Origin of the sequence: Sulfurovum sp. TSL1 (assembly GCF_019972135.1) — a bacterium.
GTDB lineage: Bacteria > Campylobacterota > Campylobacteria > Campylobacterales > Sulfurovaceae > Sulfurovum.
The window spans coordinates 191,950-206,028 of record NZ_BPFI01000001.1 but is presented as its reverse complement, the minus strand read 5'-3'; the positions used below and the strand labels follow the sequence as shown (position 1 = coordinate 206,028).

Below are 14,079 nucleotides of genomic sequence, written 5' to 3'. Positions count from 1 at the left end.
GGTATTAAAACCACATTTTTTTTATTAAGATAACCAAAGCAAACATATAAAGTGCTAAAAGTGCCATCTTATGATTTTTGGAGGTGACATGATCTTTAAGCCAGATACCCAATGCCACACCTGCCAGTGAAGATACCGCGACTATGAAACCATTGTTAAAGTCTATGGTTCCAGTGCTGAGTCGGCTGATCATTCCCGCGACGGAAGAGAAAACCACAAAAAACAACCCTGCACTCACTGCTTTTTTTATAGGGTAATGTAATAATCCCACTAATAGCGGAGTAAGAATAATGGATCCTCCGATACCTAATGTAATAGAGAAGATACCAATACCCAGCCCAATCCCGAATAGTAATGCTTTATTCAGTGTTTTAGTCTTTTCCTCATCCTCATGATGTTGAGAGAAAAAAAGTCTGAAAAGTGCAAATATCAATAAGCCTAGAAAGAGAAACTGTAGCACCGTATCTGAGATATACTGTGTGACATATCCACCAATGTATCCACCTATAAAGCCGCCGAATCCGACAAAGATCCCTTCACCGATGATGAGAGACCCTTTCTTGTGATTTAAATAGGAGCCATAAATAGAGCTGAATACCATTTGAATGATGGAAATACCAATAGCATCTTTCGTGTCAAAGCCAAGTACCAAAAGTATAGGTACAAGAATCATACCGCCACCTATACCAAAAAAACCTGACATACTTCCAATAAAGATACCAACAAGTATGAGTTCTATTATCATTTCCACTGCTCCAAAAATTAAGTTGGAAGTATAACATCTTTCTCTATGTTTACACTAATTTAGCTATAGTTAAAATATACTAACGACACATACAGATACTTGACTATCTATCAAATTCATGCAAAAGAGTCTGAGAAAAAAAATGCTTCTGTCACTGCTCTCATATTTTGGATCTTCTATGCGGTTCACATCATTTCTACGCAGTGGTGGTTTTCAATAATTTTTATTCTGATTATAAAATTCATATCTATCTTTTTCTTTTTGTTTGGCACTATACATTGCCTTATCTGCAAGTTTCAGAAGAGTATCACCATCTTCACCATGATCAGGATATATACTGATTCCAATACTCATTGATGGCATGATGGTTTTTTTTCCTATAGAAAATTGTTCACTGGTTTTGTCTAATATTTTTCTAACAATATTGAGTGCATCTTCACTGTTTTTAATTTCAGGCAATAGGATTGCAAATTCATCTCCCCCAAGTCTGGCTACAGTATCCTCTTCTCTAATACACTCTTTTAAACGCTTTGCTGTTTCTTTTAAGAGCTGATCACCTGCTTCATGTCCCAATGTATCATTAATCTCTTTAAACTTGTTCAGATCCAAAAAAAGTACAGCAATTTTATACTTATGACGTTTAGCAATATGAATAGCTTGATTAAGATTATTCTGAAAATGCATTCTATTTGGTAAAGATGTTAATCCATCATGCATTGCCATATGGGCTAATTTCTTTTCATAGTTTTTACGTTCACTTATATCTGAAAATACAGAGACATATCCGCTGACTGATCCATCTTTATTTTTAACAGCTGTGATACTTTGCAGTGAAGTAAAATATTCACCGTTTTTACGTCTGTTATTAATTTCTCCATACCATGAACCAGTATTGATTATTTGTTCCCATATATTTTTGTAAAACTGTTTATCGTGGCTTCCAGATTGTAAAACTCTTGGGTTTTTACCTTTTATCTCCTCAAAAGTAAAGCCGGTGATCTCTGTAAACATACTATTGACTCTAGTAATGTGAGCATCAGCATCTGTTATCATAATTCCTTCATGGGTATGCCCAAAAACAAGAGAAGCTTCTTTTATAGACTTATCACTCTTTTTTTGTTCCGTGATATTTTCAATACTTGACCAAATAAAACTTTTTCCATCTTTTTTTAATATACATCCAGATAAACGCACATCCAATAGATGCCCATCTTTATGTACATACTTCTTTTCGTAAGGACCATAAGCACTTTTTTTCAAAAGTTTTTTTAACTGTTGATCTACTTGAGGTTTGTATTTCTCAGGCGTAATATCCCAATAGCTTAAATTTACAAGTTCTTCTTTCGTGTAACCAAGCAATTCCAAGAAAGCCGGATTGGCATCAATTATTTTTCCGTTTATATCTGTAAGCGAAAATCCTACTAGAGATTTATTGAATAACATACGATTGTATTGTCTACTACTCTCTATCTCATCTGTAAGCGGCTGAATAAACCGTATCACAGAGAGACTTCCAAGCATAATCAATATAATACTTCCAATGAACCCATATATTGCCTCTTGAATATATGGAGCCTGAATTTCCGAGAGGTCAATTTTGGCAACTACGCCCCAGTCGAGCATCTTAATAGGTGTATATGCTGCCAATACCGTAGCACCACGATAATCTGATCCCACTATATATCCTGATTTACCACTTAATGCATGTCGCATAGGCTCTGCTAAATTGGAGTTTTTTTTAGATACAGACTTCATATCATCAACTGCACCATGTCTATGACTAAGTAAAAAATGTATATTATCTTTATCAAGCTTGGCCAGTGTAAATTCTCCTGTTTTACCAAAGCCTTTAAATTTTTTATGTGCAGACATTAGCGTTGATAAAACTTCTTTTTCTATATCTTTTTTTTCCTTTTCCTGATGACCATGTATCGTATATTCTGCCAGTATATTTATCATGACAGCCTTGCTTTGGACAAGTTCTGTTAAACGGTTTTTTTGCTCTTCAAATCCAACTGAATATAATCGATAAAGAGCCATGCTTATAATGAAAATAACTATTAAAGTCATAATAGCAATAAGATGGTAAGGAGCTTTTAGCAGTTTCTGATAAGATTTACTTTCCCCCATCTTTGCCTCCAGTACCGATACGCTGTAAAATGGCTCTTACTTCCATATTCTCCATCATAGAGAAACTATATACAAAATTAAAATTATAGTATATTATAAGTATATTAAATAGAAACAATGTGTAAAGCCCGTTTAGATAAAAAACAACACATATTGACGGTGTTTTTTAGTCAAGTTGATGAAAAAATATGAGAAATTTAATACAAAAATGATTGAATGATTATCAAGGTGCAGAAATCAGAGGCTGAGAAAAAAATGCTTCTATTACTGCTCTCATCTCTTCGGGATCTTCTATGCCGTTGACATCATTTCTAAATGCAGAAGCGCCTTGGTAACCCGCTTTAGAGTAGGAGTGAAGATTTTTTCTAAAAATGATCGCTCCATACTTGTCATAATGTTTGATCATCTGGTCAAAATGTTCCAGAACAACTTCTTTAATGAGTTCGGAAGTGGGTTCTTCCATACCCTCTTTGATCTGTTTAAATATCCATGGTTTACCTACTGCTGCACGTCCTATCATGATGCCATCTGCACCTGTATGTTCCAGTACCCATTTCGCTTTGGCAGGAGAGTCTATATCGCCGTTGGCAATGACCGGTATGGATACGGTCTGCTTGACCTGTGCTATTGCATCATAATCCACAGCAGCCTTGTATCTTCCTGCTCTTGTTCTTCCGTGTACAGCGATGTAGTCTGCTCCGGACCCTTCGCATATACGTGCTATCTCTTCATGGTTCTTTTCGTTAAACCCCAAACGGAATTTGACTGAAGTATATTCTTTGTTGGAGTATTTTTTGATCGTTTCGATCACTTTACCCATTTGAGGCAGATCTGTAAGTAACGAGGACCCCTGAAGGTTGTTCACTACCTTTGGTGCGGGACAGCCGCAATTGAGATCTATCGCCGTAATACCGTCTATCTCATTGATGATTTCAACTGCACGCTTAATGACATCCAGGTCAGAACCCGCTATCTGGATAGCATAGGGGTCCTCTATAGGGCTTTTCTCCAGCATACGAAATGTTTTCTTGGAATTGTGGACCAATGCATTGGAACTTATCATTTCTGAAATGGTCAGGTCAACACCAAATTTCTTCACTACGGAACGAAAAGGGAGATCGGTAAAGCCCGCAAGAGGGGCTAAGACGTAAAGGGGTTTAGTAAAATCTAGTTTCATTACAAATGGTTTGTATATCGATAATATCTTCTAATGTATATTTGGTATGTTCTTGTTTTAATTCCCAAAGTGCTCTGAACTTTATAAATTCATTCTCTTCCTGTTCGCTCAAGTAGATTGCGACTTGCTCCAACAACTCATATTCAAACAAAAGATAAAGATAGGCATTTTGTGCCTTAGGGTTTTCAATCTGATAACTTCTGAAGAGTGCCAGGTTCTCATCTGGATTAAAATATTTCTTCGTCACCGAAGCGATTTTGATAAAATCTTGACATCCCATATCAAGTACCTGTACAAATTCTGAAACTATCTCTGGTGTCAGTTCAAGTTTATTTTCTTCAGTCACTCTCTCAAGCATGGTGAAAAAGCTTTTCGTATCAAAGACCTTAACATATTTTCGGGCTTTTACAAAGTTCTCTTTACGGGCAAAACGGTCAAGTGCTTCTGCCTTTACGACCTCAGAGTATTCTGATGTAGACTTTAGTACCTCTTCAATGAATTTCTCATCAGATTGAAGACGGTTCAGATTGTTCTGTGTCAAGATCGGGTTATTTGCATGAAAGACCTTACTCATTTTTTCTTCTTTAAAGTCAACATACTCACCATTTTTTATTTTCTGTAAGATATTGACTACACGTGTGAGTCTTGGTGTTAAACCTTCCATCGTATCAGTAATGATTAGGGATGCTTTGCCTAAAAGTGATGCAGAGCTTCTCACTGCATCCAATCCATACTTTTGTTCTTTTGGCTCATTGATCAGTGACCAGTACAATGCGTCTTCTAAAGTACTGGCATCTTTTTGCCATTTTTTGAGTATAAAATAATTTTTTAAACCATAAATAAGCATATGCAGCAAGGTAAAGATCAATAAAAGCAGCATAGGCAGAACCATCCATACCGCTACAGGGAAATTAAAAGTAATCCCCATCAACTCTATCGCGTAATGGTCCGGATTCACCGTATAGGTAAACGCAGCGATCACTGCCATAAGTGCAAAAGTAACAAAAATATACAGAGCAAGTCTCATTTTATCCCCTTATTGTGTAAGCGACGCAAATAGAATGAAGCTATATATCTACGTAAACACTCTATTCCCTTTATCAGAGAGTTCACCTAAGCTGTTGCATTAAATATAGAAAATCTATTTGGTCGCTTTTTCGTTGATCTCACGACATGTGATACAAAAACGTGCAAAGTTCTTCACTTCTAGACGTCGTCTGCCTATAGCTTCCTCACACATTTCACATATACCGAAAACTCCTCCCTTTATTTTATCTAAAGCAAGTTCAATTTCGTTTAATTCTTTACGCTGTTGTACTAAAATTGCACTATCTATCACAGCTTCTGCTGAGGCAGCGGCAAAATCACCTTCATCATTCAACTCAAGTTCTCTCATTCCCTCTAATTCAAGGCTTGTACCTCTAAGGTTCTTTTCTATCTGAACTCTTCTGTCCAGTAATTTGTTTTGAAATTCATTTAACTCTGTTTCTGTTAACATTTCATGTTTTCCTATTTATGATATGGGTGATTATGATTAATGGTCAAACCTCTAAAGATCTGTTCCATCAATACAACTTTCACAAGTTTATGTGACAGCGTAATTTTACCAAATGATATTGCATTATTACATTTAGTTAAAAAATCCCTCTCAAAGCCGTATGCACCGCCAATAAAGAGATTTATCTGAACGCTATCCTTAAGCAAATTTGCAAATTCATGACTGTCTACTTCTTTAGATGAAGGATCCAGCGCTATATTTATACCTGAATCCAAATACTTTTCTAATGCCTTGGTGTATGATTTTTGAGCAGCTTCCGCTGAGATATCCTGAGCTTTGGCTATCTCTTTGTCAAAAACTTCGATGATCTCCACTTTTGCAAAAGGTTTCGCTATCTTCTTATAATGCTCTATCAACCCGGCATATAAGTTATCTTTCCCTTTTTTATCAATAATGATTACATTGATCTTCATACGAATACTCTTTCATTTTAGCTGTATCTTTCATAATATTTTTGGTATTGTACACTATAGAAATAAAAGGGGAACTATGGATCGTATATTATTTGTATGCTTAGGAAACATCTGTCGCAGTCCTCTGGCCCATGGTGTTGCAGAGCGTATCGTCAACACTAACAAACTCGAACTTTTCATCGATTCGGCCGGGACAAGTGATTGGCACAAGGGTGAAACACCCTGTCAACACTCTATCGAGATCGCGAACAGATATCATATCGACATCTCTCAACAACGCTCTCGCCCTGTTTCCAAAGAAGATATTTCGCTATTTAAATATGTGATAGCCATGGACCGGCAAAATAAAGCAGATCTGGAAGCTTTCGGATTTGAACACGTCTATCTTATAGGTGATTTTGGAGACTATATGGGGGAAGATGTCCCTGACCCTTACTTCTTTGATGGCTTTGAAGGATTTGACAAAGTCTATACGATGATCTCACACTGTGTAGAAGATTTTATGGAAAAGGTAAAACATGGAAGCCTCTGATTACGGTATCATCGCTACCACCACTGATACAAAAGAAAATGCCGATCTCATCACTCAGGTTCTCTTGGAAAAGAAACTGGTTGCCTGCGTACAGTCTACCACCATACAAAGTGCGTATCACTGGCAAGAAAAGATCATACACTCTGAAGAGATACGCCTTCAGATGAAAACCAAAAGATCGCTCTTTGAAACGATTCAAACAGAGATCGGGCACCTGCATACCTATGATCTGCCTGAGATCATCATGGTACCCCTCTCAGGTGCAAATCCGGAGTACCTTCAATGGATAGATGAAGAGACCACAAAAACTTAATCTCTTTGATAATAAGAGATCATTGACGCTTTTTGGATCGTATGTTTGTTGATCATAAAGCCTACCACCGCACTTTTGCTCTCCGCATTGACAGGTAAACTCTCAACATCCAGTGCATGTACGGTAAAGATATAACGGTGTGCTTTGTCTCCCTGTGGAGGACAGGCTCCGCCAAAACCTGCATGCCCATAATCAGTCGTGGTTTCCAGCGCACCTTTTGGCAGTGTTTTTTTCGCTGAAGCATCTGCTGCTATCTTATGGGTATCAACCGGAATGTTCACGATCAACCAGTGCCACCATCCGCTGCCTGTCGGTGCGTCAGGATCATACACGGTGACAGCAAAACTTTTTGTACCCTTTGGTGCGTGATCCCAGTGCAGTTCCGGGGAGATATTTTTTCCGTTACATCCAAAACCATCAAACTCCTGAGCTTTCACCATCTGTCCTTGGAGTGTCTCGCTTTCCAACGTAAAACTCTCAGCCTGTAAAAGTGAACCTATGATCATGACTATCCAAATATATCGCATCTTTTCTCCTTGTTTTTTATGTATCATAGGGTAATTTACATTAGAATATTATTTATCTTTTTCAAGATACATCTTGACACCCTATGACATATATGATAGCCTATCACCCTAGATAAAAAAAGGATAAACAATGCAAAATGATTTTACCAAAGCAATGGATTTCAGGCACGCCTGCAAAATATTTGATGAAACCAAAAAGATCAGTGATGAAGAGATGCATTACATCCTGGAAGCAGGAAGAAAGTCACCCTCTTCCTTTGGTATGGAGGCATGGAAGTTCCTTGTCATCACCAATGAAGATCTAAAAGCGAAACTAAGACCTTTCTGCTGGGGTCAGGTGCAGGTCACTTCCTGTTCACACCTGGTCATTGTACTTGCCGGTATAGAAAATGTTAAAGTAGAGAGCGGTATGCCCAAAAAGAGATTTATGCGACGTGAAATGCCTCAAGAACAATTGGATTTTTATATGGATATCTATGCCAAACACTTGGAAAAAACACTGAGTTCTGATGAGAACATCTATGCATGGACATCCAAACAAAGCTACATCGCTTTAGGGAACATGATGACTGCGGCTGCTTTTATAGGGATAGATTCCTGTCCTATAGAGGGTTTTGAAAAAGAAAATGTCGAAGAGGTCTTAGGGCTTGATACAAGCAAGTACCAGGTCGCTGTGATCGTACCGTTTGGCTATAGGCTCAATGCACAATCCACACAGCTGAGACTTCCTTTTGATGAAGTCGTTGAGTTTATAAAGTAAATAAGTACCCTGCTTTAGCCACTCTCTTTAGAGTGGTCCCCTATCCAAAATAAAACGCGGTTCATTATGGCCCTACATCGTCTCCACATCTTTGATGTCGATACCCGATAGTTGTTCCATCTTTTTTTCAACCAGGGTTAAAAAGGTTTCTCTGTTCTGTTCATCCATATTGCTGTGAAGCATTTCCAATATATATTTGATACCGTTTGCATTGATTTTTTTAACACTGGCCAAATAGTGCGTAAAAGCAATCAGTTTGACATCATCTATAGAATAGAGCTTTTTATTCTCCTCTTTAGGAGGAAGCAAACCTTTCTCTTCGTACATCTTCAGGGTTCTTATTTTTGTGGTCAGGAGTTCTGCAATACTGCTCAATGGCAATATATCTTTTTTATTATCTACCAATGCCAATGTTTCCCCTTATTTTCTTTGTCATATTTTACACTACTTAGAATTAAACAGCATACTTATATTATATGTTATGACATTTTATTTAAGTCATGAGTAATTTAAATATGTTAAAATGATACCAACTTGGTGTAAATATTTAACATACTATATGTTCAAAATATACACAATTATATGGAAATTAAAAATAAAATTTATTTATCTAAAAAACTGTTTAGCTCTGTCTAGAGAAGAGAAATTCGATTTTTTAAGCTCCTTGGCAATGCAGATAACCTGAGTATATCGCATCAAAAGGTAGTCTTTGGAGAAAATACCAGACTGTAAAAGTTCGCATAAATGCTATAGATACGTTACAATGTAGGTCTATTAATGCTATCGTAATGATATCAAAAGAGAGGGAAACGACTTGACTATACCAGAAAACATAGCACAGGATGTAAAAGAAGTTGCCTATCAATGGCAAAAGAAGATACAGGTTTCACGCAAGGGTCAGGAGCAGGATTTTCACGATATGATGTTAAAAATGCTGAAAAACCCGGTCAACAAAATTTTTCTTATCGAATTATTGGACCAAAGCTTTCGCTCCAGCAACCCCGACAGGGTTGCTGATCAATTGGAGTACATCTTTGAAAAATACAAAAGCACAGACTTCTTTTCTCAGTTTGAGCAGATCCTGATCTGGCTCTTTCGCGATGTCGGTATCTATCTTACCTCCATCTCCATTCCTCTTTTTGTCAAATATCTCAGAAACGATATCAGTGCCATTGTTATCCAGGGAGAAGACCCTGTGCTCTCAAAGCATATACACAAAAGAAAAAAAGAGGGTACCAGGGTCAACATCAATGTGATCGGAGAGATCGTTCTAAGCAGAGAAGAAGCGGACAAAAGAGTGGGAAAATATATCAAACTCTTGCAAAATCCTGATGTGGATTATCTCTCTATTAAAATATCGAACCTTTTTTCACAGATCATCCCGCATGCCTATGAGAACAATATTCGTCACATATCCGAACAGTTAAAAAAGGTCTACAGTGCAGCCATGGAAAACACCTATCTGGATAAAGACGGCAATGTACACCATAAGTTTGTCAATCTTGATATGGAAGAGTACAGAGATATACAGATGACCATTGATTCATTCAAAACCGTTTTAGAAATGGATGCGTACAAGAACCTTCATGCCGGCATCGTGATCCAGACCTATCTGCCCGATGCTATGATACATATCAAAGAGCTATACGCTTGGGCTAAAAAAAGAGTGCAAAGCGGGGGTGCGCCTATCAAGATCCGTATCGTCAAAGGTGCGAACCAAGAGATGGAACTGACAGAAGCATCTCTCAGGGGCTGGCCGAATGTCACCTACTCCTCCAAAGCAGAAACGGATGCAAACTATAAAATAGCGATGAACTTTTTACTTGACCCGGAAGTGGCACCTTATGTACATACCGGTGTCGCTTCGCACAATCTGTTTGACCATGCACTGGCAATGCTTTTGGCAAAAGAGAGAAAAGTAGAAAAATATGTCACTGCAGAAATGCTTGAAGGGATGAGTGAAGCAGCCTACCAGGTACTCAAAGACCAAGGCTTGAATGTGATCCTGTATGCGCCGACTGCGACAAAAGAGACCTTTACCAATGCCATAGCCTATCTGGTCAGAAGATTTGATGAAAACACTGCCGAACAGAACTTTTTACGACACAGTTTTGGCCTTGAGGTCGATACCCCGGCATGGGATATATTGGTTAAAAGCTATGATGATGCGCTTGCACTTATGCCCACTGTGGATCAGGAGCCTTACAGAACACAAGACAGAAACAGGGAGATCGTCAAAGAAACAATTGATGTGAAACGCTACCATTTTGAGAATGAGCCAGATACCGACTTTGTCTTGGAGCCAAACAGAGAGTGGGCAGAAAAGATCCGTGATAAGTGGCAGAACATCGGGGAAATGGGCGGATTCAACGCCTATCCGGTCGTAGGCGGAGAGATCGTTCAAAGAGATCTGCATGTGGATGTGATAGACAAAAGCCAGTACCATGAGAAGAAACTGGCAGGACGCTATGCTGAAGCGACACCCGAAGATATGAAAAGAGCCATTGCAACAGCAAAAGAAGACCCGGATGGCTGGAGAAAGCTGACAGTGGAACAAAGACAAGAGATCCTGATGGATGTAGCCCATGAGATAAGAGTCGCAAGAGCGGACCTTATAGGTGTGGCTGCTGCAGAAGTGGGTAAAGTCTTTACCGAAACGGACGTAGAGGTCAGTGAAGCGATAGACTTTGCAAACTTTTACCCTTACAGCGTGGCAAAGATATCGGCCCTTACAGGTGTGGAAGCAACAGGCAAAGGGGTGGGTCTGGTTATCAGCCCGTGGAACTTTCCTATCGCTATTCCGGTGGGTGGGGTCGCCGCATCTCTAGCCGCAGGAAATACAGTCATATTAAAACCGGCGGAAGACTCTATCCTTTGCGGGTATCGGTTGTGTCAGTGTTTTTGGGATGCAGGCATCAGTAAAAACACACTGCAGTTCATCCCGGGTCGCGGTTCTGTAGTAGGAGAGCATATGATCCCTAGCAGAGATATCGATTTTACCATCTTTACAGGGGGTGAGAAGACGGCTTACAGCATCATTAAATCCCGTCCGGATATAGCACTGAGTGCTGAGACCGGTGGTAAAGATGCGACGATCGTCACTGCTTTGGCCGATCGTGATCAGGCGATTAAAAATGTGATCGTATCTGCCTTTCACAACTCAGGACAAAAGTGTTCAGCCACCTCACTGCTGGTACTTGAAAAGGAGCTATTTGAAGATGAAGCGTTCAAGCAGACGATCAAAGAAGCGGTCGAATCGCTTCAAACGGGCTCTGTTTGGGATTTTTCCAACCGGATCGGAACTTTGTCAAATCTTCCCTCAGGAGAACTTAAAAAAGCACTCACCTATCTTGATGAGGGTGAAGCGTGGCTGGTCAAACCAGGTTTCGCTGACAAAGGTAATCCGTACATGCTTACGCCGTCAGTCAGATGGGGAACCAAAAGAGATGATTTCTGTCATATGAATGAGCTTTTCGGTCCGGTTCTCAGTGTCATGTGTGCAGAAGATCTGGATGATGCCATCGATATAGTCAATGCCACCGGTTACGGTTTGACCTCCGGTATAGAATCTTTGGATAAAAGAGAACAGGATTACTGGAAAGAACATATCATTGCAGGAAACCTCTATATCAATCGTGTCACGACAGGTGCGATAGTCACACGTCAGCCTTTTGGCGGCATGAGAAAATCTGCCATAGGAAGCGGTAAAAAAGCAGGCGGATTTAACTATGTCAGTCAGTTTATGAATCTTACCTATCAAGAGACCAATCTTTATGAATCATGTTCAAGCCGGTTTTTAGATCAAATGAGAGTGCTCCTCACAAGAGATACGGTATTTAATGATGAGTGTGAAGCGGCACTGAGACATATGTGTCACTTTACACACTGGTACGAAGTTGAGTTTTTAAAAGAGCATGACTATGCGCATATCAGGGGTGAGAGCAATATTATCCGTTATCTTCCTGTGAAAAGTGTACTTCTCAGGATCGAAGAGAATGATGCGCTTGATGAGATTCTGACAACGATCATGGCCGTCAAGATGATAGGTGCGCAGCTTCATATCTCTATACCGGAAAGATCCCGTAAAGCCGAACTGATCTGGCTTGAGTCCAAACAGAACTCTTTTATCGGGCAGGAGGACAGTTTTGCCCGAGATGATGAAGATGCACTGATCGGAAAAATACCCGAAGTACAAAGAGTAAGATTCCTGCATCCGGACAATGTAAGCCAGAATATCTACAATGCGATCGCCGATAAAGCGATCTATATAGCCAGTGAGAACTTTGTATCGCACGGCAGACTGGAACTCATGCACTACTTCATAGAGCAGAGTATCTCAAACTCTTACCACAGATACGGAAATCTTGGTATACAAAGTATCAAATTCGAGGAGATTTAAATATGCAAATAGAGATTATCATCTCATTTATAGGTTATATGCTGGTGATGCTGGCAATAGGGTTCTATTTTTATTTTAAAACCAATGATCTGAGTGACTATGTTTTAGGAGGACGCGGTCTCAACCCTAGTGTGACTGCGCTGAGTGCCGGTGCATCAGATATGAGCGGATGGCTGCTTCTTGGGCTTCCGGGTATGATGTACAGTGACGGGATAGTCGGCAGTTGGATCGCAGTGGGGCTTATCACAGGTGCCTATCTCAATTGGCACTATGTGGCAAAGCCGCTTAGAGTCTATACGCATCATCTCAATGATTCCATTACGATCCCGGATTATCTGGCAAACCGTTTTGAAGACAAGGGGCATATGCTCAGGGTGGTCACTGCAGTCGTGATCTTGATCTTTTATACGCTGTATACTTCATCCGGGCTTGTGGGGGGAGCGAAACTTTTTGAGGCAACCTTCAACATCGCCTATTCAGATGCACTGCTTATAGGAAGTTTTGTAATAGTCTCCTATACTTTCCTGGGAGGGTACAATGCCGTAAGCTGGACAGATTTTATTCAGGGTATTTTGATGATGCTGGCTCTTGTGATCACACCCATTGTGGTAGTTTCTGAACTTGGCGGGATCACAAGTGCCGTCACAGCGATAGAATCTATAGAGCCATCACATCTCAACCTGGTCAGTGGTGCCTCGCTTATCTCTGTGATATCATTGCTTGCATGGGGACTGGGCTATTTTGGACAACCTCATATTCTTGTGAGATTTATGTCGATCAGAGATGAAAATGAAACACATAAAGCCAAAACCATCGGAATGAGCTGGATGATCTTATCCATTCTGGGTTCTTTGAGCGTCGGTTTTTTCGGGTTTGCCTATGTTGCAGCGAACGGCATCGATCTGGCTGACAGTGAAAAGATCTTTATCATACTCTCACAGCTTGTTTTTAATCCTTGGATCGCAGGTTTTTTACTTGCGGCGATACTTGCGGCCATTATGAGTACGATCGACTCACAACTGCTTGTATCTTCTTCTGTATTGACAAGAGATGTATACCATGCGATCATACATAAAGAGGCCAGTGACAAAGAACTTGTCTGGATCGGGCGTGCCACAGTGATCCTGATCGCTCTTATCGCATGGTATCTATCTGCAGATGAGAACTCCAGTGTACTTAAACTTGTATCGTATGCCTGGGCAGGATTCGGTGCGGCTTTCGGGCCGCTTATCATATTGAGTCTCTATAGTCGTAACATCACGAAGTTCGGTGCCATAGCAGGTATGGTAGTGGGTGCTCTGACTGTCATAGTCTGGAAAGAGCTTCAGGGCGGGATATTTGAAATATTCGAATTGCTCCCCGGGTTTGTTTTTTCATGGATAGCCATCCTGTTCTTTAGTCGATATGGAGCACCGAACCCGGATTCTATCGCTAAGAAGTTTGATGAAGTGCAAAGTCGATTAAAAGATGAATAATAACCCATAAAGATGCTTACAATAGATCTTTAAAAACATAAAAATTTTAC

The 14,079-nt window shown here is 39.8% G+C and carries 13 protein-coding genes; 5 read left to right on the top strand and 8 right to left on the bottom strand.

Annotated features, from left to right (window positions below):
- Positions 1-4: 4 nt before the first annotated feature.
- The 6 genes from LDM98_RS01045 to LDM98_RS01020 form a co-directional block, all read right to left on the bottom strand.
- Entirely contained in the window at positions 5-745 is a 741-nt protein-coding gene (locus LDM98_RS01045; protein ID WP_223897349.1) for a sulfite exporter TauE/SafE family protein, read from the bottom strand.
- A gap of 213 nt (positions 746-958) precedes the next feature.
- Entirely contained in the window at positions 959-2,875 is a 1,917-nt protein-coding gene (locus LDM98_RS01040) for a diguanylate cyclase domain-containing protein (protein ID WP_223897347.1), read from the bottom strand.
- Positions 2,876-3,098: 223 nt separating this feature from the next.
- The gene (locus LDM98_RS01035) at positions 3,099-4,052 is read right to left on the bottom strand and encodes a tRNA-dihydrouridine synthase (protein ID WP_223897346.1); all 954 of its coding nucleotides are present in this window, start codon (positions 4,050-4,052) and stop codon (positions 3,099-3,101) included.
- Positions 4,033-5,079 (bottom strand): hypothetical protein, encoded by a 1,047-nt coding sequence (locus LDM98_RS01030; protein WP_223897345.1) that lies wholly within the window; start codon positions 5,077-5,079, stop codon positions 4,033-4,035. Before LDM98_RS01030 ends, LDM98_RS01035 begins: the two co-directional genes overlap by 20 nt.
- Before the next feature lie 114 nt (positions 5,080-5,193).
- Positions 5,194-5,550 (bottom strand): RNA polymerase-binding protein DksA, encoded by a 357-nt coding sequence (gene dksA, locus LDM98_RS01025; RefSeq protein WP_223897344.1) that lies wholly within the window; start codon positions 5,548-5,550, stop codon positions 5,194-5,196.
- Between the two features lie 11 nt (positions 5,551-5,561).
- Positions 5,562-6,023 carry a 23S rRNA (pseudouridine(1915)-N(3))-methyltransferase RlmH gene (locus tag LDM98_RS01020; protein WP_223897343.1) on the bottom strand — a complete coding sequence of 154 codons (462 nt, stop codon included), beginning with the start codon at positions 6,021-6,023 and terminating at the stop codon, positions 5,562-5,564.
- A gap of 76 nt (positions 6,024-6,099) precedes the next feature.
- Between LDM98_RS01020 and LDM98_RS01015 the strand changes: the two genes are divergently transcribed.
- Together LDM98_RS01015 and cutA are read left to right on the top strand one after the other, a co-directional pair.
- Positions 6,100-6,555, top strand: a complete 456-nt coding sequence (locus LDM98_RS01015) for a low molecular weight protein-tyrosine-phosphatase (protein WP_223897342.1) — start codon at positions 6,100-6,102, stop codon at positions 6,553-6,555.
- Positions 6,542-6,868, top strand: a complete 327-nt coding sequence (gene cutA / locus LDM98_RS01010; RefSeq protein WP_223897340.1) for a divalent-cation tolerance protein CutA — start codon at positions 6,542-6,544, stop codon at positions 6,866-6,868. The genes LDM98_RS01015 and cutA overlap by 14 nt, the downstream gene beginning before the upstream one ends.
- Here cutA and LDM98_RS01005 read toward each other — a convergent pair.
- Positions 6,865-7,395 carry a YbhB/YbcL family Raf kinase inhibitor-like protein gene (locus LDM98_RS01005; RefSeq protein ID WP_223897338.1) on the bottom strand — a complete coding sequence of 177 codons (531 nt, stop codon included), beginning with the start codon at positions 7,393-7,395 and terminating at the stop codon, positions 6,865-6,867. The two genes, cutA and LDM98_RS01005, sit on opposite strands and share 4 nt — an antisense overlap.
- A gap of 130 nt (positions 7,396-7,525) precedes the next feature.
- Between LDM98_RS01005 and LDM98_RS01000 the strand changes: the two genes are divergently transcribed.
- Positions 7,526-8,155, top strand: coding sequence for an NAD(P)H-dependent oxidoreductase (locus LDM98_RS01000; protein ID WP_223897335.1), 630 nt, complete (start codon positions 7,526-7,528; stop codon positions 8,153-8,155).
- Positions 8,156-8,227: 72 nt separating this feature from the next.
- Here LDM98_RS01000 and LDM98_RS00995 read toward each other — a convergent pair whose 3' ends face one another.
- Entirely contained in the window at positions 8,228-8,566 is a 339-nt protein-coding gene (locus tag LDM98_RS00995) for a MerR family transcriptional regulator (protein ID WP_223897334.1), read from the bottom strand.
- 403 nt (positions 8,567-8,969) lie between these two features.
- Between LDM98_RS00995 and LDM98_RS00990 the strand changes: the two genes are divergently transcribed.
- Together LDM98_RS00990 and putP are read left to right on the top strand one after the other, a co-directional pair.
- Entirely contained in the window at positions 8,970-12,554 is a 3,585-nt protein-coding gene (locus LDM98_RS00990) for a bifunctional proline dehydrogenase/L-glutamate gamma-semialdehyde dehydrogenase (RefSeq protein WP_223897333.1), read from the top strand.
- Positions 12,555-12,556: 2 nt separating this feature from the next.
- Entirely contained in the window at positions 12,557-14,029 is a 1,473-nt protein-coding gene (gene putP, locus LDM98_RS00985) for a sodium/proline symporter PutP (RefSeq protein ID WP_223897332.1), read from the top strand.
- Positions 14,030-14,079: the final 50 nt, after the last annotated feature.

Coding starts and splice junctions, on each gene's coding strand:
- LDM98_RS01040 (WP_223897347.1), bottom strand. CDS start 2,875: ATGGGGGAAAGTAAATCTTATCAGAAACTGCTAAAAGCTCCTTACCAT.
- LDM98_RS01030 (WP_223897345.1), bottom strand. CDS start 5,079: ATGAGACTTGCTCTGTATATTTTTGTTACTTTTGCACTTATGGCAGTG.
- LDM98_RS01015 (WP_223897342.1), top strand. CDS start 6,100: ATGGATCGTATATTATTTGTATGCTTAGGAAACATCTGTCGCAGTCCT.
- cutA (WP_223897340.1), top strand. CDS start 6,542: ATGGAAGCCTCTGATTACGGTATCATCGCTACCACCACTGATACAAAA.
- LDM98_RS01045 (WP_223897349.1), bottom strand. CDS start 745: ATGATAATAGAACTCATACTTGTTGGTATCTTTATTGGAAGTATGTCA.
- LDM98_RS01005 (WP_223897338.1), bottom strand. CDS start 7,395: ATGCGATATATTTGGATAGTCATGATCATAGGTTCACTTTTACAGGCT.
- LDM98_RS01000 (WP_223897335.1), top strand. CDS start 7,526: ATGCAAAATGATTTTACCAAAGCAATGGATTTCAGGCACGCCTGCAAA.
- LDM98_RS01035 (WP_223897346.1), bottom strand. CDS start 4,052: ATGAAACTAGATTTTACTAAACCCCTTTACGTCTTAGCCCCTCTTGCG.
- LDM98_RS01020 (WP_223897343.1), bottom strand. CDS start 6,023: ATGAAGATCAATGTAATCATTATTGATAAAAAAGGGAAAGATAACTTA.
- dksA (WP_223897344.1), bottom strand. CDS start 5,550: ATGTTAACAGAAACAGAGTTAAATGAATTTCAAAACAAATTACTGGAC.
- putP (WP_223897332.1), top strand. CDS start 12,557: ATGCAAATAGAGATTATCATCTCATTTATAGGTTATATGCTGGTGATG.